25 protein-coding genes and 1 tRNA gene are annotated in these 26,135 nt (G+C 57.2%); 3 read left to right on the forward strand and 23 right to left on the reverse strand.

What is annotated here, in order from left to right; all coding sequences use genetic code 11:
* Window positions 1-18: 18 nt before the first annotated feature.
* The 9 genes from tatA to FB466_RS11490 form a co-directional block, all read right to left on the reverse strand.
* A complete protein-coding gene (gene tatA / locus FB466_RS11450) occupies window positions 19-240 on the reverse strand; it encodes a twin-arginine translocase TatA/TatE family subunit (protein WP_141918519.1) in 222 nt (73 codons plus the stop codon).
* Window positions 241-322: 82 nt separating this feature from the next.
* The gene (locus tag FB466_RS11455; RefSeq protein ID WP_141918520.1) at window positions 323-1,303 is read right to left on the reverse strand and encodes a helix-turn-helix transcriptional regulator; all 981 of its coding nucleotides are present in this window, start codon (window positions 1,301-1,303) and stop codon (window positions 323-325) included.
* Window positions 1,296-2,291, reverse strand: a complete 996-nt coding sequence (locus FB466_RS11460; protein WP_141918521.1) for a helix-turn-helix transcriptional regulator — start codon at window positions 2,289-2,291, stop codon at window positions 1,296-1,298. Before FB466_RS11460 ends, FB466_RS11455 begins: the two co-directional genes overlap by 8 nt.
* Window positions 2,292-2,330: 39 nt before the next feature.
* On the reverse strand, window positions 2,331-3,260 hold the full coding sequence (locus FB466_RS11465) for an FKBP-type peptidyl-prolyl cis-trans isomerase (RefSeq protein ID WP_141918522.1): 930 nt from the start codon (window positions 3,258-3,260) through the stop codon (window positions 2,331-2,333).
* A 50-nt stretch (window positions 3,261-3,310) separates the two neighbouring features.
* A complete protein-coding gene (locus tag FB466_RS11470) occupies window positions 3,311-4,354 on the reverse strand; it encodes a tRNA (adenine-N1)-methyltransferase (protein WP_246054644.1) in 1,044 nt (347 codons plus the stop codon).
* Window positions 4,351-5,049: an HAD family hydrolase gene (locus FB466_RS11475; RefSeq protein WP_246054645.1), complete on the reverse strand. Its 699-nt coding sequence runs from the start codon at window positions 5,047-5,049 to the stop codon at window positions 4,351-4,353. Before FB466_RS11475 ends, FB466_RS11470 begins: the two co-directional genes overlap by 4 nt.
* Window positions 5,050-5,110: 61 nt before the next feature.
* Window positions 5,111-6,415 (reverse strand): cysteine--1-D-myo-inosityl 2-amino-2-deoxy-alpha-D-glucopyranoside ligase, encoded by a 1,305-nt coding sequence (gene mshC, locus FB466_RS11480; RefSeq protein ID WP_141918523.1) that lies wholly within the window; start codon window positions 6,413-6,415, stop codon window positions 5,111-5,113.
* Between the two features lie 8 nt (window positions 6,416-6,423).
* Window positions 6,424-7,248, reverse strand: a complete 825-nt coding sequence (locus FB466_RS11485) for an undecaprenyl-diphosphate phosphatase (RefSeq protein WP_141918524.1) — start codon at window positions 7,246-7,248, stop codon at window positions 6,424-6,426.
* Between the two features lie 42 nt (window positions 7,249-7,290).
* On the reverse strand, window positions 7,291-8,607 hold the full coding sequence (locus FB466_RS11490) for a M20/M25/M40 family metallo-hydrolase (RefSeq protein ID WP_141918525.1): 1,317 nt from the start codon (window positions 8,605-8,607) through the stop codon (window positions 7,291-7,293).
* Window positions 8,608-8,750: 143 nt separating this feature from the next.
* Between FB466_RS11490 and FB466_RS11495 the strand changes: the two genes are divergently transcribed.
* Window positions 8,751-8,836 (forward strand) — tRNA-Leu (locus FB466_RS11495).
* A 447-nt stretch (window positions 8,837-9,283) separates the two neighbouring features.
* Here the strand turns inward: FB466_RS11495 and FB466_RS14010 are convergent.
* The 7 genes from FB466_RS14010 to erpA all read right to left on the reverse strand — a co-directional run bounded on the left by FB466_RS14010 (window position 9,284) and on the right by erpA (window position 15,794).
* Window positions 9,284-9,466 (reverse strand): IS1/IS1595 family N-terminal zinc-binding domain-containing protein, encoded by a 183-nt coding sequence (locus FB466_RS14010; protein ID WP_425460910.1) that lies wholly within the window; start codon window positions 9,464-9,466, stop codon window positions 9,284-9,286.
* Between the two features lie 811 nt (window positions 9,467-10,277).
* Window positions 10,278-10,703: a hypothetical protein gene (locus FB466_RS13650; protein ID WP_211344816.1), complete on the reverse strand. Its 426-nt coding sequence runs from the start codon at window positions 10,701-10,703 to the stop codon at window positions 10,278-10,280.
* A gap of 1,208 nt (window positions 10,704-11,911) precedes the next feature.
* Window positions 11,912-12,355, reverse strand: coding sequence for a GNAT family N-acetyltransferase (locus FB466_RS11505; RefSeq protein WP_141918527.1), 444 nt, complete (start codon window positions 12,353-12,355; stop codon window positions 11,912-11,914).
* A 3-nt stretch (window positions 12,356-12,358) separates the two neighbouring features.
* Window positions 12,359-12,775 (reverse strand): cytochrome c oxidase subunit 4, encoded by a 417-nt coding sequence (locus FB466_RS11510; RefSeq protein WP_141918528.1) that lies wholly within the window; start codon window positions 12,773-12,775, stop codon window positions 12,359-12,361.
* Between the two features lie 5 nt (window positions 12,776-12,780).
* Window positions 12,781-14,436: an aa3-type cytochrome oxidase subunit I gene (ctaD, locus tag FB466_RS11515; protein ID WP_211344817.1), complete on the reverse strand. Its 1,656-nt coding sequence runs from the start codon at window positions 14,434-14,436 to the stop codon at window positions 12,781-12,783.
* Entirely contained in the window at window positions 14,436-15,323 is an 888-nt protein-coding gene (ctaC, locus tag FB466_RS11520; RefSeq protein WP_246054647.1) for an aa3-type cytochrome oxidase subunit II, read from the reverse strand. The genes ctaD and ctaC overlap by 1 nt, the downstream gene beginning before the upstream one ends.
* 114 nt (window positions 15,324-15,437) lie before the next feature.
* Window positions 15,438-15,794 (reverse strand): iron-sulfur cluster insertion protein ErpA, encoded by a 357-nt coding sequence (gene erpA, locus FB466_RS11525; RefSeq protein WP_141918529.1) that lies wholly within the window; start codon window positions 15,792-15,794, stop codon window positions 15,438-15,440.
* A gap of 168 nt (window positions 15,795-15,962) precedes the next feature.
* Here erpA and FB466_RS11530 point away from each other — a divergent pair, with 168 nt between their 5' ends.
* Window positions 15,963-16,550, forward strand: a complete 588-nt coding sequence (locus FB466_RS11530) for a DUF3043 domain-containing protein (protein WP_141918530.1) — start codon at window positions 15,963-15,965, stop codon at window positions 16,548-16,550.
* Between the two features lie 75 nt (window positions 16,551-16,625).
* On the opposite strand, the gene FB466_RS11535 is transcribed toward FB466_RS11530, so the two are convergent.
* Genes FB466_RS11535 through hisD form a run of 3 tightly spaced genes read right to left on the reverse strand, consistent with a single transcriptional unit; the run spans window position 16,626 to window position 19,480 of the window.
* Complete coding sequence (locus FB466_RS11535; protein WP_141918531.1) at window positions 16,626-17,657, reverse strand: quinone-dependent dihydroorotate dehydrogenase; 1,032 nt, start codon at window positions 17,655-17,657, stop codon at window positions 16,626-16,628.
* 8 nt (window positions 17,658-17,665) lie between these two features.
* On the reverse strand, window positions 17,666-18,160 hold the full coding sequence (gene nrdR / locus FB466_RS11540; protein WP_141918532.1) for a transcriptional regulator NrdR: 495 nt from the start codon (window positions 18,158-18,160) through the stop codon (window positions 17,666-17,668).
* Window positions 18,161-18,175: 15 nt separating this feature from the next.
* Entirely contained in the window at window positions 18,176-19,480 is a 1,305-nt protein-coding gene (gene hisD / locus FB466_RS11545; RefSeq protein WP_141918533.1) for a histidinol dehydrogenase, read from the reverse strand.
* An 81-nt stretch (window positions 19,481-19,561) separates the two neighbouring features.
* Here hisD and FB466_RS11550 point away from each other — a divergent pair, with 81 nt between their 5' ends.
* The gene (locus FB466_RS11550) at window positions 19,562-20,080 is read left to right on the forward strand and encodes a flavin reductase family protein (protein WP_141918534.1); all 519 of its coding nucleotides are present in this window, start codon (window positions 19,562-19,564) and stop codon (window positions 20,078-20,080) included.
* Here FB466_RS11550 and cydC read toward each other — a convergent pair.
* The 4 genes from cydC to FB466_RS11570 all read right to left on the reverse strand — a co-directional run bounded on the left by cydC (window position 20,077) and on the right by FB466_RS11570 (window position 26,059).
* Window positions 20,077-21,819, reverse strand: coding sequence for a thiol reductant ABC exporter subunit CydC (gene cydC, locus FB466_RS11555; RefSeq protein WP_141918535.1), 1,743 nt, complete (start codon window positions 21,817-21,819; stop codon window positions 20,077-20,079). The two genes, FB466_RS11550 and cydC, sit on opposite strands and share 4 nt — an antisense overlap.
* A complete protein-coding gene (gene cydD / locus FB466_RS11560; protein ID WP_141918536.1) occupies window positions 21,803-23,476 on the reverse strand; it encodes a thiol reductant ABC exporter subunit CydD in 1,674 nt (557 codons plus the stop codon). The genes cydC and cydD overlap by 17 nt, the downstream gene beginning before the upstream one ends.
* Before the next feature lie 88 nt (window positions 23,477-23,564).
* On the reverse strand, window positions 23,565-24,596 hold the full coding sequence (gene cydB, locus FB466_RS11565) for a cytochrome d ubiquinol oxidase subunit II (protein ID WP_141918537.1): 1,032 nt from the start codon (window positions 24,594-24,596) through the stop codon (window positions 23,565-23,567).
* 14 nt (window positions 24,597-24,610) lie between these two features.
* Window positions 24,611-26,059, reverse strand: coding sequence for a cytochrome ubiquinol oxidase subunit I (locus FB466_RS11570; RefSeq protein WP_141918538.1), 1,449 nt, complete (start codon window positions 26,057-26,059; stop codon window positions 24,611-24,613).
* Window positions 26,060-26,135: the final 76 nt, after the last annotated feature.

Genomic DNA, 26,135 nt, shown 5'->3' on the forward strand with positions numbered 1-26,135 from the left:
GCCACGGATGCTATCCGGTTACTGCTTGTTGGTAGTGTCAGTCTCGGTGCGCGAGCTGGGAGCATCCGAAGAATCCGCGTCTAAATCTTCGGGCTTCTTGTCAGACTTGATCTCGTTGCGGAAGATTTTCATCGACTGTCCCATGCTGCGGGCAAGCCCGGGAAGCTTTGGCGCACCAAAAAGTAGGAGGATTATCACAACAATGATCAGGGCATGCCATCCCGTGAGGCCTGCAAGCATAGTGAGTCTCTTTTCTGAGTTATTTAAAAGTCAAGTACGAGTCTAACGCATGTGCCGCCCGCCACGGTTTGCGGCTGTGAGCTTACTGAGAACGATAGGACTCTAGGGCATCTGTGGCCCACCGTGCGACAGCTGCCCGGGCATCCGGTGGGTCAATAACAACGATGTCATCGGGTCGAGAACATACCAGACGAATGATACCAGCATAATTTGCGACGCGTATCAACGCGGTGCGGCGGACAGCATCCGCGTCCTCGTTGAGCGGGTACTCAGGTCGATAATCTTGGATCGCAGCGTTGCCCTCCCCCGTGACTGACAGGGTTACAACGATATCGGCTGAGGCTGATTCGAAGAGTAGGCCGTATGCTTCTGATTGATTACTGTGCTGCAGTATTGCGTGGTGGGTGATAGTTATATCGCTGATTCGGTCTAAGCGGAATACGCGAACCGCATCGCGAAGATAACACCAGCCGTTGAGGTGCCACGTGCCATCGGTTGAGTAGAGCTGCCAAGGATCAACCTGGCGGGAGTGAACTGTGCCGCGTGCATCCCGATAGCGAAACTCTACCCGTCGAGACTCTGCGATAGCTTGATTGATGATGTCGGCAACGGGGCCGCCCGTTGGCGAGGAGACAACGACACTCGGAGGGAGTTGATCGACTCCTCGGCTGAGTTTTTCCATCAGGGCCCCAAGATCTTCGCGGGCTGCGAAGCTCGGTGAGGCGGCTAGGTACTGGAGACCCGCCAAGAGAGCGGCAGCCTCGGTACCTGAGAAACGAGGAACATCATCAATTCCCACGTAGTTGCGGAGGACGACCTCATCATGTTGCTCAAAGGCGTCCCAGTCGATATCGAACAGGTCTGAGTGCTGGTATGTGAGTGTGTCTCCAGGCACGCCAGCGCTCCCCAAAAAGGGAATAATATTGCGCACGTACTGAGGACTTACGCCGAAGTCTCGGGCAATATCTGAAACTGTAACCGAACCTCGGTCGATCAGGTAGGGGACGACGCTCAGGAGGAAGGTGAGTTTATCCTGAGCAAGAAGGGGAATGGGCTTATTCATTGCGAATCTTGGCCCTTTCGAGTCGGGCCTTGACGGCGCTCACGAGAGTGGGAGGTGAGACTACAGTAACTTCAGGCCCAAATCCTGCCAACTCGTCGGCGAATAGGTGACCATCGATAAAACCGGTGACATGCTGGTTTTCAACAGCGGCGGCGTGACCTCGGGGCCCCAGGCGGGCCTCGGCATCCGTCTCTGGTCGAATCGAAATGACAGCCACCTGCTCGGCAGCTAATTGCCGGAGTTCAGCAAGTGCACGTGCACCATAGTCTGCGCCGGGCTTGCGAACGGAGTCGTCAAGTCGAAGCGTCATGACGGGAGACACAATCCGGGCAAGCAGAAAAGTGCGGGGGGCATGAGCAGCAAAGTCATGGGAGTACAGATGCCAGCGCCCCTCGTAGCTCACCAGCGCGAGTGGCTCAACGCGGCGTGTGTTGGCTCGAGATTCTCCCGGTTTGCGGTAGTCAAACTCGGCACCTACCCCGGCCTGGATAGCGCGCATAAGCGGAGCAAACGACACCTCGCGTGTGTGTACGCGTGGAGAGTAGCCCACGAGTCCGCTCTCTGCTGATATCCCCTGAGAACTCAGCTTCATCAATGATCGGCGTGACTCTGCTGAAAGAGACCCCTCTCGCCAAACAGTTGAGGCCAAAGCCAACAGAGCACGTTCACGGGAGGTGAAGGTCAGATCCTCTGGCGAGTTGTATCCGGACTTGACAATCCGGTATCGAGTTAGCTGCGTATTTCCGTTGGAATCTGGAGCATCAACCGCGTCAAGCGGGATGCCGAGTTCGCGCACGCTGTCTTTATCACGCTCAAACTGTCGCTCCAAGGTGGAGTTATCTTTTCCCACCGCATAGCGATCAGCATAGCCGTAGACAGAGGAAAGAATCTGCTGTTTCGTGAGTCCGATATCGCTCGCGATGAGAGCCAAAACAAGGCTGAACAGGCGTTTCTCTGAGGAAACTGGTTTGCGAGTGAATTCGGGCACGGATCCATTCTAGAGTGGTCAATCAGTGCTGCGCCGGAACTAGCCTTGGGCGGGGTACGCCCCGAGGATATCCACCACATAAATCATTGAATTCGGCCCGGGGGTAACGACAACGACCTGGTCTCCAGCCTTCTTGCCGGTCAGCCCGTCGATGTAGGGAAGTTCCGTTCCAGAAGCGAAATTACCGGGGGTGCCATCCTCCCAGGTAGAAGAAATCACCGTTCGATTGTCCCAAGAGATGGCAAGCACCTGGAGGATGAGAGCGCTATCGGAGGCCACTACTTCCTGCTCATCTTCGGGAAGCGTACTCTGGATCCGGGTGGCAGAAAGAAGCGTATCTGGGGCCTTAACGCTGGGCACGGTCACACCGGGACGGCCATCCGGCGTGTTTGTTACAACCGGAAAACCATTGGGCAAGTCACGCGGTGAACCTGCGGCGCGCCCGAGGACACGGTCAACGATGTCCAACACAACAACGATTGTGGCGTTCTTGCCGAGTGTCGGCAGGAATTGCGCCGCCGCCTCATCGCCCAGAATCTGAGCAACCGGTGCGGTGAGGACGAGTCGTGATCCAATCGTTTGGCAACTCAGCCCGGAATACAGTGCCATCCCGGCACTTTCCGTCAGGAGCTGAGTTGCCGGAGTACCCCCCTCCTGGAAAGAGGTTCCCAGCTTTTCGCCTGTTGTTCCCTCGTACATTGAGTAGTCAAACAGCACAAGGTCGCCAGTCTCTACGGTGTCCCCCGTTCCCTTCGTGAGGACCGTGCGCTCAATTTCGGTTGAGCGCAGCGGCAGCGGGAATGTCGCCTGTGGCACCGTACCAGCCTCGGCGGAAACAGAAACACTATTGGAGAGATTGCCCGGTTGCGCCGCCACATCGCAATCCGCGTTTGTCACCACACCGGATGTGGTACAGCCGGTCAGGGTAACGATCAGGGCAGCAACTGTAAAAACGGCTACGGGACGCACTAAAACTCGTTTCATAAGGGACGGAGTGGGCATTACGCTCAGGAAAAAGTCTAATGGACGGTGGGCAAGCTATCGTCATTGTCGCGGTTACGGAGTGCGCGCGACTGCTGGGCACCCGCCTGAGCCTGGCGTAATTGCTTGCGCAGGCTTTTCACGCTTTTATCGCGGACGCCGAGTGCTCCGGGAGTCCAAGCTTCAACATCTTCCTCGGAGAAGTCGGACTTGGACGGGCGACGTTTGAGCTCAGGCAGGATAGTGTCCGGTGCCAGGCGTCGAGCGGTGATGAGGAATCCTGTGTGAGCGATCATCCGATGATCCGGACGGACAGCGAGACCTTCAACATGCCACCCCCGAACCATTGTTTCGGAGGAGTCTGGATTGGTAAATTTACCGCTCGCTCTTAGCCCCTCGGCGACGCGGGACAGCTGGGTTGCCGTTGCGACGTAGCAGAGGATAACTCCGCCCGGTTTCAGCACACGAGCCGTCTCGTCAACGCATTCCCAGGGTGCCAACATGTCAAGTACTACGCGGTCAACTGAACCATCCGTGAACGTGGCGTGAAGTTCGTCCTGAAGGTCACCCACCGTGACGGACCAGTTATCAGGATCGTAACCCAGAAACGTGGCAATGTTTTCACGGGCAATATCGGCGAACTCGTCGCGGCGCTCGAAAGACGCAAGTCTACCGCTGGGGCCGATCGCCCGCAAAAGCCAGAGAGAGAGCGCCCCTGACCCAACACCCGCCTCGATCACAGTTGCACCGGGAAAAATATCAGCCTGAGTGATGATTTGTGCTGAGTCCTTCGGATAGATGATGGCCGCACCGCGGGGCATGGACATCGCGAAATCAGTGAGGAGCGGCCGCAGAGCGAGATATTCCTCCCCAGCGCTGTTGGCCACAACCGAGCCGTCGGGGAGGCCGATGATATCGTCGTGCTTGATAACGCCTCGGTGGCTGTGAAACTCTTTACCGGAGCCAAGTGTGACTGTGTTTCGCCGATTTTTGGGCCCGGTGAGCTGCACTCTATCTCCCTCGCGGAAGGGGCCACTGAACGTACGCGGGGTATCGATGTGTTCAGGGCGGGACGTTGTCACGCGGTGACCTCCTGGTTAGTGGTGTCGCGTCGTGCGACGGAAAATTCGTAGAAGATATCGGTAATCGTTCGGCCGACAAGCGTCTCCCAGAGGGCGTGATGGTCGGTGGCGTCGAGTGCCATGAGATGTGGGATGCCAATCGCAACTCCACCCGATAAAAACGCTGAGCGTAATCCGGTTATTGAGTCCTCAAAAATCACACAGTGCTCAATCTCGACACCCAGTTGCTGGGCAGCTATCTGATATGGGGCCGGATGGGGTTTCGGGTGAGGCACCTCATCACCGCTCACAACAAGACTAAACCCGTTATTAAAGGGCAGGAACTCCAGAATTCGGTTGGTGAGCGATCGAGTAGACATGGTGACGAGGGCGGTGGGGATGCCCACCTCATTCAGCTGGCTAAGAAGCTCCAACGCTCCCGGACGCCACGGCATATTATCGGGTTTTATGAGGCGTGCGACCTCGGCCGTCAAAAACTCCACAATACCGTCTTCGTCGAGTTCAACACCACAACTCTGAATAAGGCGCGCGGCCTCCCAGAGGCCCATCCCGGTGAGTTGAGCGCGAACCTCCGGGCTGATGCCGGTGTTATGCAGTTCGGCAAGTCGATCCTCGGCCCGATACCACAGCGGTTCGGTATCGACGAGTGTGCCGTCCATGTCCCACAGGACGGCGGCAGGAAGGAGAGTATTCACAACGACCGAGTCTAGTCATCATCTCGGGCTTGATGCGGAGGTTCGTTCGCTATCCGTTGGACTATACAGCTGATTCAGCGCTCACGGCGAGACGAGTCGCGGCAGCAGCGGGCACCAGAGAAATGCCGAGAAGTGAGAGAATTGCTGCTTCAAGGAGCGCAGGGTCGTCCACTCCGGTGTGAGCAGCTTGATCGATAGTAGCGAGAGCAACGGGGGTATTCAGGTCGTGTGCAAGAGCCTTGCGCACCTGGGCTAGGACCTCGAGAGAGCTCATCGCTCCCTCTTTCTGTGGTGAGGGCTGGTCCACGAAGCTTGCACGCCACGTTGCCCAACGATCGGCTGCCGACGTCAGAGTCGCATCGGTCCATTCCCAGGCCGTGCGGTAGTGGTGGGCGGCGATGGCCAGCCGTATGATCGCCGGGTCAATTCCCGCCGATCTTAGCGCCGAGACAAAGACGAGGTTTCCCCGAGATTTGCTCATCTTTTCACCCTCGTAGGCGACGAGACCAGCGTGGTTAAAAATCCTGGCTAGTGGCTTGTGATGGAGGGCAATCGCATGCCCCGCGCTAAAGTCATGGTGCGGAAAGATGAGGTCGGATCCCCCGCCTTGAACCGTGATGTTGCTACCCAGGGCGTCAACGGCGATGACGGTGCACTCAATGTGCCAACCGGGTCGCCCCGCACCAACGGGGCTCTCCCATGACGGTTCATTGTCGCGTTGTGTCCTCCAGAGTAGAGGGTCAAGCGGGTTCCGCTTCCCTGCACGATCAGGATCTCCCCCACGTTCACGACTGAATTCAGCGAGCTGTACGAATTCATACGGTGTGGTGCTGCCCACCTGCCAGGGGGTTTTGCGGCCCGCCGCATCGGTATCAAAATATATATCCCCCTCGGATCCATGAGTAGGAACGCGATAGGCCAGGCCCGCCGACAGGAGGTCGGCTACGCCGAGAGCAATCCGGTTGATGCTTTCGGTCACTCCGATAAAGTATTCGGGAGGGATGACACCGAGCGCTGCCATATCTGTGCGGAAGAGGCTGATCTGCTCCGCTGCCAGATCGCGCCAGTCCGCACCGGTCGCGGTCGCACGCTCTAAGAGCGGGTCATCCACATCAGTAATATTTTGAGCGTAACGGGTTTCGACCCCCGCATCTCGCCATACTCGCTGGAGCAGATCATATGTGAGGTAGGTTGCCGCGTGACCGATGTGGGTGGCGTCATAGGGCGTGATTCCGCAGACATATACCGAGGCGATGCCGTCTGTTGGTGTTGCCTCTACCAGAGTTTGACTAGAGGTGTCGAACAGACGAGGGATAACTCCTCTGCCGGGGAGAGAAGGCACGGGGGGTGCGGTCCACGATTTCATGAGAGGTCCTAAGCGCTAATAAGGCCGGTCGAGAGCAACCCGATGAGGACGCCACCCAACAGGATCCGGTAAATCACAAACGGCATGAAGCTCCGTTTGGAGATGTAGCTCATCAGGAAAGCGATGATACCGAAGCCAACTCCAAAAGCTACGAGTGTCGCGGCACCGGTCTCGATCGGGCCGATCGGGCTACTGCCATCCATGCTCTTAACGAGTTGGAAGAAGCCGCTGCCGATGACGGCGGGGATAGCAAGCAGAAACGAATAGCGTGCTGCAGAGGGGCGATCATATCCCATGAGCAGCCCAGCCGTGATAGTACCACCCGAGCGGGAGACCCCCGGGATAAGAGCGAGAGCCTGAGCAAAACCGTAGATAATGCCATTCTTTGCGTTGAGATCGTCGAGAGTCTTGCGCTTCGTCCCGAGGTAGTCAGCCCAGCCAAGAAGAAGCCCAAACCCGATGAGAGTGAATGCCACGATCCACAGTGAACGCAGAGTAGTCTCGATAGCCTCCTGAAAGAGGACGCCCAGAACAACGAGTGGGAGGCTGCCGAGAATAATCCACCACCCCATGAGGACATCAGGGTCCGTGCGTGGAAGCTTCCCGACAAGAGCCTGGAACCAGCGGCTGATGATGCGCGTAATATCTTTCCAGAAAAAAACGACAACTGCGGCCTCGGTACCCAGCTGCGTGATGGCGGTGAATGCTGCGCCCGGGTCGGTACCGGAGGGGAGGAACTCGCCCACAATGCGCAAATGTGCACTCGATGAAATCGGTAAGAACTCCGTCAACCCCTGGACGAAGCCAAGGATAATCGCCTCAATAAAACCCATCGTATTCCTATTCCTGGCCGATAGGCGGCCCAGCACCCCAGATTAGTACGTTGAAAGGAGGTCTGTGAGCACACGATGGCCAAAGTCAAGCGAGGTGAGGGGAACTCGTTCATCGACCCCGTGGAACATCCCCGGGAAATCAAGCTCGGTCGGCAGTTGCAGAGGCACAAACCCGTAGCCTGTGATTCCCAATTTACTGAGCGCTTTGTTATCTGTGCCAGCTGCGAGTAGGTAGGGTAGCACCTGTGCGCCGGGATCGTGGCGCTCGATAGTCTCGGTGATCCTGTCCACAAAAGGGCCGCTATAGGGTGTCTCTAGGCCAACGTCTTTATGGAGGATGCTGATCTCGATATCCGGGCCCACAAGCTCCTGAATCTGCCTCAGCACGGCTTCCTCGTCGCCAGCGAATGCGCGAACGTCCACAAGCGCCTCTGCGCTGTCGGGAATGACATTGTGCTTGTAGCCTGCGGTTAATACCGTCGGATTTGTGGTCGTTCGTAGTGAGGCATGGATGAATCCGGATGCCTTTCCCGTGGCCAGAACAATCTCGTCTGGGCTGACCTGCTGCGGATCCACGCCAAGGATGCTCGCGAGTTCACGCACCAGATGGCGCGTGGTATCGGTGAGGTGCACGGGCCACTCGTGACGGCCGAGTGCCGCGACGCCCTCAGCAAGTCGGGTGACAGCGTTCTCACGAACGACACGCGATCCGTGAGCAGCTACACCACGCGCCGTGAGCTTGATCCATAACAGGGCTTTTTCTCCCGTCTGGAGGAGATAGGCACGCTTCCCGGCAACTGTGATGGAGTATCCACCCACCTCACTGACAGCTTCGGTGGCACCAGAGAAGAGGTCAGGGCGGGTATCAACAAGGTAGTGCGAGCCGAAGACGCCGCCGTTTTCCTCGTCTGCAAAGAAGGCGATGACCAGGTCACGAGCAGGCTGACCAGTAGCCAGAATTTCTTCCAGACTGGTCAGAATCATGGCATCCATATTTTTCATGTCAACTGCACCACGGCCCCAGAGGAGACCGTCTTTGATGGTGCCGGCGAAGGGATCAACTGACCAGTTTTGGGCGTCCGCGGGTACAACGTCGAGGTGGCCGTGCACAACGAGCGCATCGCGTTCCGGGTGGCGGCCTGGTACGCGGGCTACGACGCTCGTGCGACCCGGTTCGGAATCAATAAGTTCGGGCTCAAGGCCAATTCGACGTAGGTGCTCGGCGACATACTCGGCCGCCTCAGTCTCTCCGTTGGACTTTCCGCCGCCGTAGTTACTGGTGTCAAATCGAATCAGCTCCTGTGCAATGCGTGCGGTGGCAGAAACGGATGCAAGCTCAGGATCAGTGTGGTTAGCCATGTAACCCAGGGTATCGACTGCTCAGCCCTAACCACGTTCCGAAGAGATTTTCCTCGTAATGTCGCTCATTCGTCAAAAACTGGTCAACACGACCCAAAAGTTCATGCTAGTGTTTTCTCTGGCCGGTAAAACGGTCACAACATGCGCGGGTGGCGGAATAGGCAGACGCGCTAGCTTGAGGTGCTAGTGCCCGTATTAGGGCGTGGGGGTTCAAGTCCCCCCTCGCGCACGAATAAAAATGACCTCTAACCTGGGATTTAAATAACCGGGTTAGAGGTCATTTTCGTTCATGCTGAGATATATGGGGGGTTATAGGCCAAAAAGAGTGGATGGTTCGGGTGTGTCACCCGCGTCCTGCCCATCCTGTGCGTAGCCAGAGCCCTTCGTCCGTAACGCTTTCCCCGCATCAGTACGGGGGTTCATCGTCAGATGCCTGGACACACGCGTTTGCAAGTGGAAGAGACACCGTTGGTGTTTCGTCTCTGGCCAACACGCGCTGAGCGTGATCAACAAGCACCACCCAGAGATCCAGATCCCATCGACCAGGACCGCGTGATGGATCATGGTCGATGGGAGCGAGTCGCGGTTCGATATCCCAACACCATGCGGTCTGGCGTCGGAAGGTTCGCCCGCTCCCGGTTCCGTCGGTCCCGGCCTGGGTGTGCTTGCCGACTAGTCAAGTCACGAACTGTCGCAGTTGCTCTCGGCGGGTCACGTCTGGGCGGCGTATCACGCTGGATGCCCCGCATGATGGGCACCGCCAGCGTTGAGTTCCTGATCGGTGTCGGCCATTCTTCACAAGAGAACTGCCGTATACCATGCGCTTCGTCGTATTTGGGGAAGGTCCACACCTAAGCATCACGGACCATACCGATCCCTGTTTCAGCGCGGAATCACGCGGCTAAACGAGAATCCCATCCACTCCTTTTGACTGATACCGCTAAGCGGTCTCGAGATGCTGGGGGAAGCGGCCTGCTGCGGATTTCTGTATCCGCGGAGTGACACGATGGTAAATGTTCATCGTGGTGGTGGAGGAGCGTCCCTGCGCCACCGCGGGATGCTCGCTTAAGTACCAGCAGGAGCGTGGCGTGCGTGTGACGGAGCCCCCTAATCGTGATGCTGGGCAGCGTCGAGTGGGCTTAGGTGATCAACTCCATGCAGCGATCCCACCAGCTCGTCATTGTATCCGGCGGACGGATGCTCCTCTCATCGCCACCGAACACATACGCGTCGGCTTTGGTGCGGGCAACCGTGTAGAAGCCGGGCCCTTTCAGCGGTACAGGCGTCCACATCGATCACACGGGCATTGCCTATTTTCGTGGTCTTCCAATCCTTCGTCTTCACCGCCCGACGGATACTGGCCCTCCGCTCTTGGGGTTGTTGTCGTTCAACCTGAGCGCGAGAGCTTCTGGGCTCGCGCCTGGGAAGATTGCGGCGCGTTCACGGTGTGCATCTTCGAGGTCGGTGAGCCCGCCACGGGTCAACCGCTTCTCTCCCCCCCCCAGCTCGGGTTTGTCCAGGTCAATAAGCACATGGATCTGGAGCCTCCACCGCTTCCCCACAACCAGTCGTAGTTATCGCCGCTGGCGTCGTTGCCCTGGTGCTGCTCAGTTGTTGTGAGAGGGCGAGCTTTTCAAGCTCGCCAACGACACATGGGCTCCCTACACGAGTCATTGCTGCTCATCGATGCCGATTCTGGACGCCAGCGTTTCACGTTCGGCCTCGCTGAGTTCTCGAAGCTGTGGCAGCGACTCCTCTGGCCGTGCGATGATTGCGACCCAGCATGATTTTGCTTGGGCAAATGCTACGACATGGCCGGAGAACGAGGTTGAGAACCCAGGCACTTGATCGCTGCCGATAGTGAGCACGGTGTCTGACCAGTCGAGGTTCACGGTCTCCGAGATCACGCGCTCACAACAGTCGCCTGGGTCATTAGCATGAGGAGCTTGGTCAGCAAGTTCATTCACGCGCAGCGAGATCAGCTCTCCGCGCAGGTGTTCCTCAACTTCCGCGCTTTCTGTATCAGGGCCAAGAATCGCAACCATCCCCCTATCTGGGTACAGGATTGAGAAGTGCGTAACTTTTTCACCCTCCATGCTCATTCCTGACAGTTCGGGGGCTTCCTCCCCGTCAATGCCGAAGATCGGGAGAGGTGAAGCAAGGAACCGCTCACACGACTCTCGTAGCCGCCTGCGTGCACCCCGCTTGGGGGCGATTGCGGCGAGGAGATCTGTGCGTAAACTTGTCGGGTGCTGTACAGATCGCCACCAGATCGATGAAAAGAAGTATGTCCATGCAGTGACGAGCAGTATGAGGGGCGCACTCCACCATCGCATCTTTAACGTCTTCTGCCCGGCGATTCCGATAAGCAACCCGATGCCACCGACCACAACGTACAGCAGTGGCACTGGATGGGAAGTGCGGCGTCTCATGAGCATGCGCCATACTCGAACCGGGGCTCCCCAGATATGTTCCCGCTTCATGGACAGATACGTGAAGTACCCGCCGGAACCGGTGTGCCCGGTGTACAACCAACTCCAGCACTTCTGCCATATGGTCCGATCTTGAGGCTGTTGATCCATACACCGAGACTACTCAGTCAGCGAGCAGACTATTCGGCCGATGCAGCCGTTCCCGGTTGTCGTGACGACTCAGGGTTACTGGAACCCGATTATGTTCGCTCTCACGCCGTCATGACGGCCGCCGCCATGACGGCGCACAGCCCTATGCGCATCGTCACCCCTCTACAACAAAGCTGATCATAGGCTCTGCCCTGAGATTTTTCGCTGTTGATCCGGCTTGGTGTCATAGCGTGGTAGCGCACCCTGTGTTGTGTGGGGTCGGGCGGAATGGGGTTCTTGCGTCACGTCGGGTTCTCTCGATCACTGATCGTGTAGAGATTAGGGACACCGGGGCGTTGAACCAGGTCTGGGATGGTCGTATTACGTGCTTGAGGACATGCTTGCGGGGCTTCATTTGCTTAGCCACGGCCATCGACTGCTACTCGAAGAAAGTCGTCGGCAGGTCCATAACGCTCGGCGGCGTCACTCAGCGCTCGATTACAGCCGACCGAACAAAGTCCAGTTCGCTTACGAACAGCCAGCAGAAGCAGAGTAGAAAACGACCAATCCTACTGCAGAAAGCCCAACAGCAGCTCATACGTCGATCAGCCAAGCACCCGCTTGGCATCAATAGCCAACTCGAACACCTCCACGGCTCCGCCCTGACACCCACAACTATGAAGCGCCGCTTAAAAAGTGTGGGCCACACAGAGAACTGCGTGACCCACACCTCACGAAACTAGTTAACCAAGTTCCAATACTTTTTTAAAATATTCGCCAACAGCATGGTATCCGAGGCGGTGATAAAACTCCCCTGCCCGTGAAGTTGCCATGCTCAGCTGACGAACACCACGGCTAACGCAATAGGACTCATTAGCATCAACCAAAGAAGAACCCAGTCCAGACCCGCGTTCCTCAGCATCAACAACAATCTCCTGCAAGAAAGCTGTTAAGCCGGAAGCGTGGAGTAGACGAGACACGGACATCAATGAGTAACCAACAACAACACTCATGTCGTTTTCAACAACAAACAAAACGTTTGTCTCCTGATCACGATGACGCAAAACGTTTTCATAAGCGATCTGAAAATCATCAATATTAATAGGGACGCGTCCCGTCTGGAACTGGCGCGCCAAAAGGAAAACCGAATGGGAATCCTCTGCTACTCCGCGTCGAATTGTTGTCATACCCTAGCGCGCAAAGTTTCCACGATAGTACTCATAAACCCAACCCACAATTGCAATCAATAGAAGGGGCAGTCCAAAGAAGGCAATCCAGAATCCGACACACGCCCCAACAATGACAACACCAAGGCAAGCGGCCATAAACATGGGCCACCAGCTCCAGGGGCTGAACTGACCAATCTCCGGGTCTCCATCGTCAATATCGGCGTCAACGCGGTCGGCGGGCATAATGCCCCCCTGCGCCCGATTTACCCGATCAAAATAGAAACCGACAAACCCAGTTAGCGCACCAGAAAGTACAATCGTCAGGGCACCGGCCCACTCAAGCTGTCCCGTAGCAGCAATTGTCCATCCAATATAAATGCAACCCATTATCAGAAAGAAGGCTGTAAGGAGGTAAAAAATTACGACGTTAGACTTCATGAGATTTACTTACCTTTCCCGTTGACCAGCTCACCCACGGGAACCGCAGGCTCAGGCTGCTTTACCCCACTGACTTCAGGGTGATTGAGATCGAAAGCCGGAGATTCACTACGGATACGAGGTATAGAGGTGAAGTTATGACGCGGCGGCGGGCAGGATGTAGCCCACTCGAGTGAACGCCCGTACCCCCAGGGGTCATCAACAGTTACCAGCGGAGCGCTCCGGTGCGTAATGTACACGTTGAGCAGGAACGGGATGATGGAGACAGCCAAAAGAATCGAGCCGTAAGTTGACAGTTCATTCATCCAGGTGAAACCATCCTCAGGCAGATAGCTGGCGTACCTCCGGGGCATTCCCATAACTCCCAACCAGTGCTGGATCAAGAAAGTCATGTGGAAGCCCACAAACAGAATCCAGAACTGAATCTTGCCCAGACGCTCATTGAGCATCTTTCCAGTCCACTTCGGCCACCAGAAGAAGAACCCGGCGAACATGGCAAACACAACGGTTCCGAAAATAACGTAGTGGAAGTGCGCAACCACAAAATACGTGTCGGATATATGGAAGTCGAGGGGCGGGGATGCCAGAATCACACCGGTCAATCCGCCGAAGACAAAGGATACGAGGAAACCTAGAGCCCAGAGAATGGGATTCTCAAATGTGATTGACCCTCGCCACATCGTGCCGATCCAGTTGAAGATCTTTACACCCGTTGGCACAGCGATAAGCATGGTCATCAGGGAGAAGAACGGCAACAGAACGGATCCAGTCACATACATGTGGTGGGCCCATACGGTGATGGACAGGGCGGCAATAGCAATCGTCGCGTAAACAAGCGTCTTGTATCCGAAAATTGGCTTACGGCTGAAGACAGGGAATATCTCGGAGACGATTCCGAAAAATGGAAGAGCAATGATGTAGACCTCGGGGTGACCAAAGAACCAGAAGAGGTGTTGCCAAAGGATTGGCCCTCCTGCAGCTGGATCATAGATGTGGGCTCCGAAGATGCGATCAGCTGCAAGGCCAAACATCGCTGCAGCAAGCACGGGGAAAGCCATCAGAATCAAAATTGATGTGATGAGGGTGTTCCAGGTGAATATCGACATACGCCACATCGTCATACCCGGTGCCCGCATCGTTACGATCGTGGTGATGAAGTTGACACCACCGAGGATCGTTCCGAATCCGCTAAGGCCCAATCCCAGAACCCACAAGTTTCCACCAACACCCGGCGAGAACGTCGTATTAGAAAGAGGAGCGTAGGCAAACCACCCGAATGAAGCAGCCCCCTGGGGAGTAAAAAACCCGGCCACTGCGATCAGTGAACCAAAGCTGAACATCCAGAAAGCCAGTGCGTTCAACCGGGGGAAGGCCACATCCGGCGCACCGATCTGCAGAGGCATGAGAACGTTCGCAAATCCCGCAAACAACGGGGTTGCAAACATAAGAAGCATGATCGTGCCGTGCATTGTGAACAGTTGATTGTATTGATCCTTTGTCGCCACAATCTCAAGGCCGGGAGCAAATAGCTGAGCACGGATGATGAGGGCCATTAGGCCACCGATCAGAAACCAGACGAAGGAGCTAATCAGGTACATGTACCCAATCACTTTGTGGTCAGTTGACGTAAGCCAACTGACGAGGACGTTTCCTTTTTTCACTACTTCTCCTCGTCACTCTCGCCGGCGGGCACCTTAGTGCCGGGCAGGTTCGTGTTGGTGTCATATTCGTCACCAACGATGCCCTCGTTACCCGCATCGCGCAGGCTCTGAATATACGCGTCGTAGTCCGCCTGCGAGACGACCTTGACTTTGAAGAGCATCAGCGAGTGATACTCGCCACAGAGCTCGGCACACTTGCCTTCGTACTCGCCAATTCGCTCGGGCACAAAAGTCATGTAGGTAGTCTTGCCGGGGATCATATCCTTCTTGTAGAGGAACTCAATCACCCAGAAAGAGTGGATGACATCACGCGACTTAAGCTGAAGTTCAACCTCTCTGCCCACAGGCAGATAGAGAACCGGGTACGTTGATTCATCAATCGCACCCTGGACGTCGGAGTTTTTATCCGGGGCTACCTGCACACCCTGGAAATGAACGTTCTCATCCAGGTAGTTGAAGTCCCAGGCCCAACGCTTACCATTTACCTCAATGGTGACATCAGGATCATCCGCACGGGTTTCAATCTTTGCCTGCTCCTGCGCGGTAAAGGCAAAGAAGCCAAGCACCAGAATCAGCGGAACAACCGTGAAGAAAGTCTCAATGGGCATGTTGTATCGCAACTGCACGGGCAGACCAGTCTGGCCCTTCCGTCGCCGATAAACGATCACTGCCCAAATAGTGAGGCCCCAGGTAATCGCACCGACACCGAGAAGAACGATCCATGAGTTAACCCATAGACCAATGATTCCGCTTGTGTGGTTCGTTGTATCGGGACCATCTCCAGGTAACCAGCCCTGAAGTTGTTGTTCGGTACAGCCAGCAAGCACCACAGTTAGCATCACTGCTAACGGGGCTGCCACCCATTTCAGACGACGATTGGATCGCACCGCAGACCTTTCAGACGTAAGACACTCTGTTCAACTAGTCTATGACTAGTCGTCCTAAGCCTACCCTGTGAGATGCGGCGCTCGTGACAACAACGGCCACGAAACGGAATCTAGTTAGCTGAAACTATCCCCGCAGGCGCAACTTCCCGCCGCATTTGGGTTGTCGATACTGAATCCCTGTTTTTCTATCGTGTCCTCAAAATCGATGGTTGCACCAGCCAGGTATGGCACGCTCATCTTGTCAACGATGACCTCAACACCGTCAAAATCAACAACAGCATCGTTATCGAGGTAACGCTCATCGAAGTAGAGCTGGTAGATCAGGCCAGAGCATCCGCCGGGCTGAACTGCAATGCGTAGGCGGAGGTCATCCCGCCCCTCTTGCTCAAGGAGACTGCGCACCTTGTGTGCAGCGGCGTCGGTTAGTCCAACTCCGTGTTCCGCGACAGTCGCGGTAGCAGTCTCAGTCATTGTGGCTCCTTCAAGGTTTCCGGTGGCTCTGGGATTACGCGCGGCATCCACACCAGCCGTTAGGTAGGGATTCTATCTCTTACAACCCGGGAAAGTATGAGAATATTCCCCACGTTCAGGAGGTACTCTTGTCTCTGTACGGAATTTCGCCCACAACACGAGGACTCGATGGTGGCACGCAATAAAACTTCACAGGATGGCTCAGCGGTTCAGGAGGGTTCGGTCTCCACTAACCAGGTAGCCGGGAAAGGGCATCCCACCCCCAGTCGTAAGCAGCAGCAGGCCGCACGGGCACGTCCCCTCGTCGTCAGCGACCGTAAAGAAGCCAACCGGGCCAGCAGGGCTAAGGTCGCCGAACAGCGGGAGCGTGCTCGACTCGGCATGGCAGCTGGCGATGAAAAATTTCTCACCGCACGCGACAAGGGCCCCCAGCGACGATGGGTCCGTGACTATGTTGACGCACGGACCAGCATCGGTGAGTTCATGATTCCGCTTATGGGTCTTGTTCTGGTCATGACGTTTGTGCCCATTCCGGAGTTTCAGGTGTATAGCGTCCTCGCAATCTGGGGATTTCTGATTCTGGCTATTATCGACACGATAGTCGTGGGCTTTATTCTCAAGAAAAAGTTGGCCAGCAAGTTTGGAGAGAACAGTGTGCAACCTGGCTATCGCTGGTACGCAGCCATGCGCATCTTGCAGCTGCGTGTCCTCCGTCTGCCTAAGCCTCAGGTGAAGCGACGCCAGTTCCCCAGCTAAATTATTAGCAATTATGTGAGAGAGGGGCCGGGCACACTGTGTGCCCGGCCCCTCTCTCACACGATCACGAGTCGATCAGGGTTTCAGGAGGTGATCCAATCCCCTGTTTATACGACGTGCCCACATCGGACCAACATAAAGGAAAGCGGTGTAGCCCTGAACAAGGGTCGCCCCAGCACTCAGACGATCTGCAACGTCCTGGGCGGTCGTTACGCCACCCACCGAGATGACACACGTCTCCATGGGGAGCACCGTACGAATCAGAGCAAGGACTTCAAGCGAACGGACGGCAAGGGGCCGACCAGAGAGACCCCCGGCACCAGCAGCCGAAACCGTCGCAGGATTCGTGCGGAGGCCCGAACGCTCAATCGTGGTGTTCGTGGCGATGATTCCGGCGAGGCCCAACTCACGAACAAGGGCACAGATATCTAGGATGTCCTCATCGACCAGATCAGGGGCAATCTTGACGAGAAGCGGTTTCCCCTGTGAAACAGCCTGAACAGCTGCTAACAGCGGTCGAAGCTGTTCGGCCTCCTGCAAACCGCGTAGGCCGGGGGTGTTTGGAGAGCTCACGTTCACAACAAGATAGTCCGAGACTCCGACCAGCTGTTGCGCGCTGAGCCGGTAATCGTGGATAGCGTCTTCAACTGATGTCGCTCTGTTCTTACCGATATTGGCACCGATAACGGGGCGAATACGGCGCGCAGATTCCCGCGCAAACCGGGGGCGGGAATCTGTGACCCCTTCGTTGTTGAATCCCATCCGGTTAATGATCGCGCGATCAGCAACCAAACGAAACAGCCGGGGCTTGTCATTACCCGGTTGGGCAAGCGGCGTCAGCGTGCCCACCTCCACGTGGCCAAATCCCAGCTGACCCAAGCCACGGATAGCCTTTCCGTCCTTATCAAAACCGGCGGCAATACCAAACGGTGTCGGGAAGGTTAATCCCATGGTCGAGACGCTGATATCGGTGCGCGAGCGGGTGAACCGATGGACAATGCGGCCGATACCAAGCATCGGCATTGCCCTGATTGCGTCGAACGCAAGGTGGTGGGCTCGTTCTGGGTCCATCTTGCTCAGGACCGCACGAAAGAGAAGGTCATACACTCCCACGCCTAGCTCCGACCCGGACGAGGTGCGCTCTCGCCCACTTTGGCGTCATCCTGACGAACGTCACGCAGCCCCTTGATAGCGACCTCAAAGTCTTCCAGCGATTCAAAGGCCTGGTAAACACTTGCGAACCGCATAAAGGCGACCTCGTCAAGATCACGCAGCGGCGGCAGAATGGAGAGCCCAATGTCGTTGGCCTGAATCTGGGAAGCCCCCGTGGACCGGATCGTCTCCTCAACCTTTTGCGCCAGCAGAGCCAGATCAGTATCGGTCACGGGACGTCCCTGGCAGGCCTTCCGTACGCCGGTAACAACTTTTTCTCGACTAAACGGTTCCACGACCCCGCTGCGTTTAATGACGGTGAGACTGGCCGTTTCCGTCGTACTAAACCGACGGTTACACTCCGGACACTGCCGACGGCGGCGAATTGCTGTGCCGTCATCGGCGGTCCGGGAGTCAATGACACGCGAATCGGGATGTCTACAAAAGGGACAGTGCATGAGGGTCGTCCTGAGCTAGCTGAAACGGATAGTGACGGCGTCGCCGTGGCCGGGAAGCTGTTCTGCCTCCGCAAGGGCGACCACAGGCAGCTGAACATCTCGCAGAGCATCCGCGGAATATTCCACAATTTGTTGGGCACGGAGAAACGCATACGCCCCGAGACCAGAGGTGTAACGAGCACTCCCCCCGGTGGGCAAAACGTGATTTGACCCAGCGATATAGTCGCCAAGGCTCACGGGGGAATACGGACCCACAAAAATAGCACCGGCGTTGCGTATCTGCGAGACCAGGGTGGCGTTGTGTGCGGTATGCAACTCAAGGTGCTCCGGACCGTACGCGTTGCTGACAGCGACGGCCATGTCGCTATCATCCACAAGAATAATGGCTGATTGTGGTCCACCCAGCGCAGCCACCACACGGTCGCGGTTACCGGTTACCGGTACAAGCCGTTGGAGAGAAGCCCGAACAGCCTCTGCCAGGTCGGGCGAGTCAGTAATAAGGACCGAAGCAGCGGCCTCATCGTGTTCCGCCTGGCTGATCAGGTCGCTAGCGACAAAATCAGGCACGGCTGTAGCATCCGCGATGATCACGATCTCGGTCGTTCCAGCCTCCGCATCAATGCCCACCACACCATTGACAACGCGCTTAGCGGCCGCAACGAAAACATTCCCCGGACCGGTGATGACATCCACCGGCTCCAGTTCGATATCGGCTACTCCGTAAGCGAGCGCGGCGATGGCCCCGGCCCCACCCATCGCGTAGACCTCCGTGATGCCAAGAAGGGCTGCAGCCGCCAAAATGGTGGGGTGGACTTCGCCAGAAAACTCACGCTGAGCAGGCGAAGCAAGCGCAATGTGCTCGACACCGGCAACCTGAGCGGCAACAACATTCATCACCACGCTCGACGGATACACGGCCTTACCTCCGGGTACATACAGGCCCACGCGTGAAACCGGACTCCAGCGTTGAGTCACCGTGGCACCAGTGGCCAACGTAGTGACCCGCTCCGGCGGGACCTGAGCTGCCGTGGCTTGCTGCACCCTGTTGATAGATTCAAGCAAGGCTCGCTTGACCTCCGGCGGCAAGTTGGTGAGGGCATCTTGAATTCGTTCAGGCGGAATACGCACATGGCTAGGCCGGACCCCGTCAAACCGTTCGGCCTGATCAACGAGCGCGACGCTCCCCCGCTCTCGAACATCCGCGATAAGGGGCTCAACACGTGATACGGCCGCGCCAATATCAACCTGTGCACGGGGAACACGAGCGAGAAGCTCGGCACGAGTGAGGTGGCTACCGCGAAGATCTAAAGTCTGAATCATGACCTGCCCAGTCTAGTTGCACTGTCCTGACAAAGAAGAAAAGAGGGAATAGAATTCCCCAAGCTCAGGTTGCCACCTGTGATGAATACTCAATTGCCCGCCACGGTTACTGATGAGCGAAGTCAGACCGCATTCCGCCAAGCATTTCAACGGCACTCCGCTGGCGTCGCTATCGTCACCGCCGCGGATATCACGGGCAGGCCAACCGGCTTCACCGCAACCTCGCTCGCCTCGCTCTCAGCACAACCACCGATGCTGACCTTTAACCTCGCCACATCCTCAAGCTCGTGGGAGGCACTCACCGAGACGAACCACGTGGCCGTTCACATGCTGGGTGTGCGTAACCGCGCACTGGCCGCTCGAATGGCTGGCCCTCGTGCAAACCGTTTTGTCGGTGACCACTGGCATCGCGGCGAATTCAACCTGCCGATTCTCAACGATGTGACCGCTGTTCTCATCGGTACAATTATCCAACGAAACGTTGTTCACGGTGCCGCGTGTATTGTTGCAAAAGTTGTCGGCGGGTATCAGGGCGAGGACGACGCGGGGCTGCTCTACCGCGAACGCGTATACCTAGCCCCGCAGCCCCTGACGGACTAACCTGTCGAGGCCGTCACCCGACCCGCGGCAAGCCGCAGTGTAGCTGAGACAGCGTCCCGAGGTACGGGAGTATGCGAGATGATAATGACCGCGCGGTCCCCGCCCTCAGCGAGAGCGAGAATATCGGCGATAAGGGCATCCGCTTGATCCGGGTCAACGTTGGCCGTTGGCTCGTCAAAAACGATGACGGGGAACCCGGCCAGAAGGGCACGAGCTAAAGCAATCCGTTGGGCTTGACCGCCGGACACCAAGGCACCACTCTCGCCCACACGTGCCGATAATCCACCGCGATCAGCAACCCACTCCCCCAAACCGACGCGCGTCAGGACCTCCATCAGGCGGTCATCCGTCGCATCTTCAGCCGCAAACTTGAGGTTCTGCCGAATGTCGGAATCGAAAAGATATGGAGACTGCTCACACAGCCCAACGACTCCGCGAACAGCCGCGTGGCTCAGCTTTCGGGCCTCGACTCCGCGAATCTGATAGGAACCCTCGTAGTCGATAAATCTCACGAGCACCTGGGCCAAAGTTGTCTTACCGGCCCCGCTCGCCCCCTCAATCAGCAGCCGATCCCCCGGGGCCACCCTCAGGTTCACCTCCCTGAGCGCATACTCAGTGCTGCCGGGATGATGGGCGGATAGCCCCGCTAATTCGACAAGAAGGTTCACCTCGTCCACCTCCGAAACATCCCCATCCGCGCTATCCGCAGGAATACCACTCGGCAGCTCATCCGGAACGGCAGTCGAGAGTCGATATGCGCTTGCCACAACCTGCCGTCGGGCCGCCAGAGCAATAGGGACGGCGGCGAAAACCTCAAATACGGCAGCGGGAACCATCACGATAGCCCCGAAGAGAGGTGCCCCGAGTGCGCCAGAACTCACGGAGCCTGCCGTAAGTACGAGGGTAAGAACCGTAGCTGCACCGGCGAGTAACGAGACAACAGCCGCAGCGACGCCAGAGCCGATGGCGCGGCGACGCTCCGCCCGCCTGAGATCGTCATCCGCCCTCTGCACGAGACCGAGACGTTGCTCAAGTGCACCAAAAAGGGTGAGAACGTCAAGGGAAGCCAGAACGTCAAGGATAGCGTCCGCTAACCGGCCGCGAAGTGCCGAAATTCGACGTTCGGAGGCTGCTGAAATAGCCCGGTTAGCCCACACGGACGCCATACTTGCCAGAATCAGGCACACCGTGAAAACGAGGGCCGCGGGAAACGAGATAATTCCAACGGTGACGACGCTCAATACCAGGACAATACCCGACGAGATCACGGGTTGCACAACCCGAAGTGGGTAGTTTTGGAGCTCATCCACATCGCGTACGACGCGACTGAGAAGATCACCGCGACTCGTTGCGCGTAGGCCAGCCGGGGCAATGGGCAGAAGACGCTCGTAGAACGATACACGCAGAGTAGATAACTGGCGGAAGGCCGCGTCGTGACTCGCCAGGCGGTCGCCGTAGCGGAAAGCCGCCCGCCCGATCGCGCAGGCCCTGACCCCCACAACGGCAAAATTGAGGTAGAGAATAGGCGGCTGTTCAGCTGCACGAACAATGAGCCACATACTGAGACCGAGAAGAACTACCGCAGAAAAATCACCCAGCGCGGCCAAGATGAGACCGGGAGCAAATCGTTTGCGCGGGGGTAGGGCAGACGACAGGATGCCCGCGACATCCGCAGCCGCTGGCCTGCGGCTGGTGTCGGATCCGTGATCAGAGCTGGGCACACTAGCTGAGGCTGACATTGTCACCAATCCTTAAAATCGTGTCGGCCCGTGCGGCCACGGCGTGACGATGACTCACCACGAGCACCGCAATGCCGCTATCGGCCACCTTGCGCAACGTGTCAAGCACGGCCCCCTCAGTGACAGAGTCTAAGGCGGATGTTGGTTCGTCCAGGATCAGTACTGAAGCCCCCTTCTCACGAAGCCGAAAAAGCGCCCGTGCAATCGACACCCGCTGAGCCTGGCCACCAGATAATCCTTCGCCCGCAGGCCCCAGCTCCAACAGCGGGTCAATATCCGATCCGGCGGCTGCCGTGAGTGCGGCGGCGACAGCCTCGCGCACATGGGCACTATCAGCATCCGTGCTGCCCAGAGAAACGTTGCTCGCGACGGTACCAGCGACAAGTCCCGGCCGCTGCCCGACCCAGGATAACCAGCCGCGCTGACCGGGTGGCTGGGTCGTAACATCTTGACCGGCCACGCACACCCGACCCCCGTGCGGAACAAGACCCGTGATGGCACCCAGGAGACTCGACTTGCCCGCCCCGCTCGGACCAACCAGGGCAGTGACCAGGCCGGGAGCAAGCGTGAGACTCACCTCGTTCACAGCGATGAGAGTGTCATAGCGGATGCTAACGGAGCGAAGCTCCAGCGCCGCCGACACGCCGAGGATCTCACTGGCGGTGGTCTCTACTGCGCCTGGGGTCAACGATGCAGAGCGGGCACGATCTTCGTCAAGAATGTCAAACACGTCCTCGACCGCGGTGAGCCCCTCAGCCGCCGCGTGAAAGCTTGCACCCACCTGACGGATCGGAACGAAAACCTCGGGGGTGAGCAGTAAAACAAAAAGCCCAACCGCAAGAGGCATGCTGCCCTCAATCAGCCGCACACCGATACCGACCGCGACAAACGCGACAGAGATGGTGCCCGCTAGATCGAGCACAAACCCGCTCAGGAAGGTGACCCGGAGAACCTTCATCGTGCGAACACGATAGTCCTCGGTGACAAGCTGAATTCGGGCACTCTGGCGTTCTGCACGACCGAAGATCTTAAGCGTGGAGAGCCCTCCCACTACATCATGAAAGCTACGTGCGAGCGTGTTGAGAGCATCCCACTGTTTACGCTGCACGCTCTGAGTCGCCCAGCCGATGAGCACCATGAAAATCGGAATAACGGGATAAACACCGATGATAATCAACGCGCTCAGCGCATCACTGCGCCATATCAGGATCAGGAGAAACGGGGTCGCCAACACCGTCAAGATGAGCTGAGGAATGTACTTCGCGAAATACTCGTCAAGTGCATCGAGACCCTGAGTTACCGATGTTGTAATAGTTGCGGAGGACCGACCAGATAACCAGGAAGGCCCCAGCCGGTCAATCGCCCCTAGCGAGGCCTGTCGCAACTCACTCTTCACGGCGGATGCCCCACGTGCCGAGTTAGCCTCGACCAGCCAGATTGTTACCGCGCGCACAAACACCGAAAGGGTCAGGCCACACAGCGACACGGCAAAGGAACGGCCCAGGTCGCCCTCAACCACAGCAACGATTGCCTGGGAAGCATACCAGGCCACCCCCACCAACGACAGGATCCGCAGCAGGCCCAGCAGGGCACCGCGCACCAAGAACCCACGAATAGATTGGGCGTAGCGCAGGAGTCTGGCATCAAAAGGCTTCACGGCTCTTATTCTCCCAAATGTATAAAAAGCAACGACCGGTGGCAGCTTGACGCTACCACCGGTCGTTGTGGCGTGGACAGGATAACCGTTAGTGAACGGGAGCCGCCACGATATCCGTGCGCTTAACTCTCTTACGGAAGATCCAGTATGTCCATGCCTGGTAAGCCAGAACAAGGGGCAAAGTACAGACCGCAACCCAGGTCATAAATTCCAGGGTCATCGCCGAGCTAGAGGCACCTGAAATACTCATAGAGAATGCCGGGTCGGTACTCGAAATCATCACGTTGGGGAAGAGAGCCAGGAAGATAGCCCCCAGCGCGAAGATAAAGGTGAACACGTGCAGCGTAAACGCCACACCTTCACGACCCTTGAAGTTGGCAAGCCATGCCCCGATGAGCACAACAGCCGCCAGCGCGGAGAACACGACGATGAGCAGGATGGTGTCCGACTGGAGGTGCTGGATAATCGTCCATATCAAGAAAGCAGCGGCAGCCAGAATCGTGATCAGGCCCGACTTGACGGCGAGGGCACGAGCGCGAACCCGAACATCGCCATCCGTCTTGAGCGCCACAAAAACGACACCGTGGGTGAAGCACAGTAGCAACACGGTGAGCCCGCCCAGCAGGCCGTAGGGGTTGAGCAAGGTAAACAGCGTTCCCGTATAGAGCCAGCCTCCGTTATCCATCGTTTCCATCGGCACGCCCTGGATGAGGTTGGCAAACGCCGTTCCCCACAGCAGCGGAGGCAGGAACGAGCCAATCACGATGAACCAGTCAAACCACTTTGTCCACTTCTCCCCCTTGCCCTGGTGGCGGTACTCAAACGAGACGCCGCGCAGGATCAACGCAACCAGGATAAGAAGGAGAGCTAAGTAGAACCCGCTGAACATCGTGGCGTACCACTCGGGGAAGGCCGCAAAGAGGCACGCACCGGCCACGATCAGCCAGGTTTCGTTGAGGTCCCAGACCGGTCCAATGGTGTTGATGATCTGACGACGATCAGTGTCGTCCTTAGAGAGGAAGGGGATACTCATCCCGACGCCGAAGTCGAAACCATCCAGAACGAAGTACCCGATCAGGAGAAAGCCGACAATAAAGAACCAAATGTATTGCAGTTCCATCAGTTCATCTCCTTCTAGTAGACCGTTGTGAGAGCGGCGTGGTCAACATCGGAGCCGTCTTCAGGCTCCTCAATCGCGGGCGGGCCAGCCTTGGCAGCCGCGGTGATGAGCTTGAACTCAACCACCGCAAGGGCACCGTAGACGAGAGTGAAGACCACGAGGGATATCAGAACTGCCAAGCCCGTTACCCCTGGTGAAACTCCACTTTCCGTCGTCATCAGGCCAAACACGATCCAGGGCTGACGGCCCATCTCGGTGAAGATCCAGCCCACAAGCGAAGCGACCAAGGGAATCGGGGCGCTCCAGACCGCAACCTTCCAGGCCCACTGCGGAACGCTGCGGTTCTTACGCGTAAGCCAGAGGCCCACGACGGAAACGAGTGCGGCAAGAACACCCAGACCGATCATCCAGCGGAAGGCCCAGTAGGTTACCCAAATAATGGGCGTGAATGAGCCATCTGAGGGGCAGGTGAGGAGCGAATCCTCGCCACAGTAGCGCGCCGTGTACTCGGCTTGCAGGTCATTGATGCCCTCAACCGTACCGTTGAAAGTATGAGTGGACAGGAACGACAGCAGATACGGGATGCGAACCGAGAAGATCTCGTGTGCACCATCGGGGGTACCGATACTGAACAGCGAGAAGGACGCGTCCGCCCCCGTGGCCGTCTGATAAAGGCCCTCGGCCGCTGCCATCTTCATGGGCTGCGTCTGGGTCATCACAAGGCCCAGGGAGTCGCCGCTGAAGAAGGTACCGACAAAACCGATGATGTTGGTCCAGAGGCCAAAGCGGAGCGCCGTACGCATGGTGTCAACGTGCTGCTTTCGTGACAGGTGCCAGGCGGCAACAGCCACAACAACACACGCCGCAAACATGACGGACGCAAAAATCGTGTGGGGGAACTGAGCCAGGGCCACGGGATTAGTGAGAACTGCACCGATATCGGTGAGTTCGGCACGTCCCCGCTCAGGGTTCAACTTGTAGCCGACCGGATTCTGCATGAAGGCGTTTGCCGCAAGGATGAAGTAGGCCGACATGATCGAGGCAATCGAGGTCAGCCAAATCGTGAGGAGGTGGACCTTCTTCGGCAGCTTGTCCCAGCCGAAAATCCAGAGGCCAATGAAAGTCGCCTCCAGGAAGAAGGCGAGCAATCCCTCGATAGCCAGTGGCGCACCAAAAATGTCACCCACGAACCGCGAGTAGTCGGACCAGTTCATGCCGAATTGGAACTCCTGCACGATGCCGGTAACAACACCCATTGCGAAGTTGATTAAAAAGATCTTGCCAAACAGCTTGGTGAGCTGAAGGTACTTGATCTTGCCGGTGCGCACCCATGCCGTCTGAAGGATGGCAACCAGCAAGGCCATCCCCAGCGTAAGCGGGACAAACAGGAAGTGGTACAGCGTGGTCAGCCCAAACTGCCATCTGGCCAGTATGAGCGGGTCTAATTCTAGAACGACGTTCAATTGATTACTCCAAAGAGTCGAGTTTTCGTGTGATGCGTAAACTCTCTATAAAGAATCGGGCAGGATGGTTACTCCT

This window comes from Klugiella xanthotipulae (genome assembly GCF_006716695.1).
Taxonomy (GTDB): domain Bacteria; phylum Actinomycetota; class Actinomycetes; order Actinomycetales; family Microbacteriaceae; genus Klugiella; species Klugiella xanthotipulae.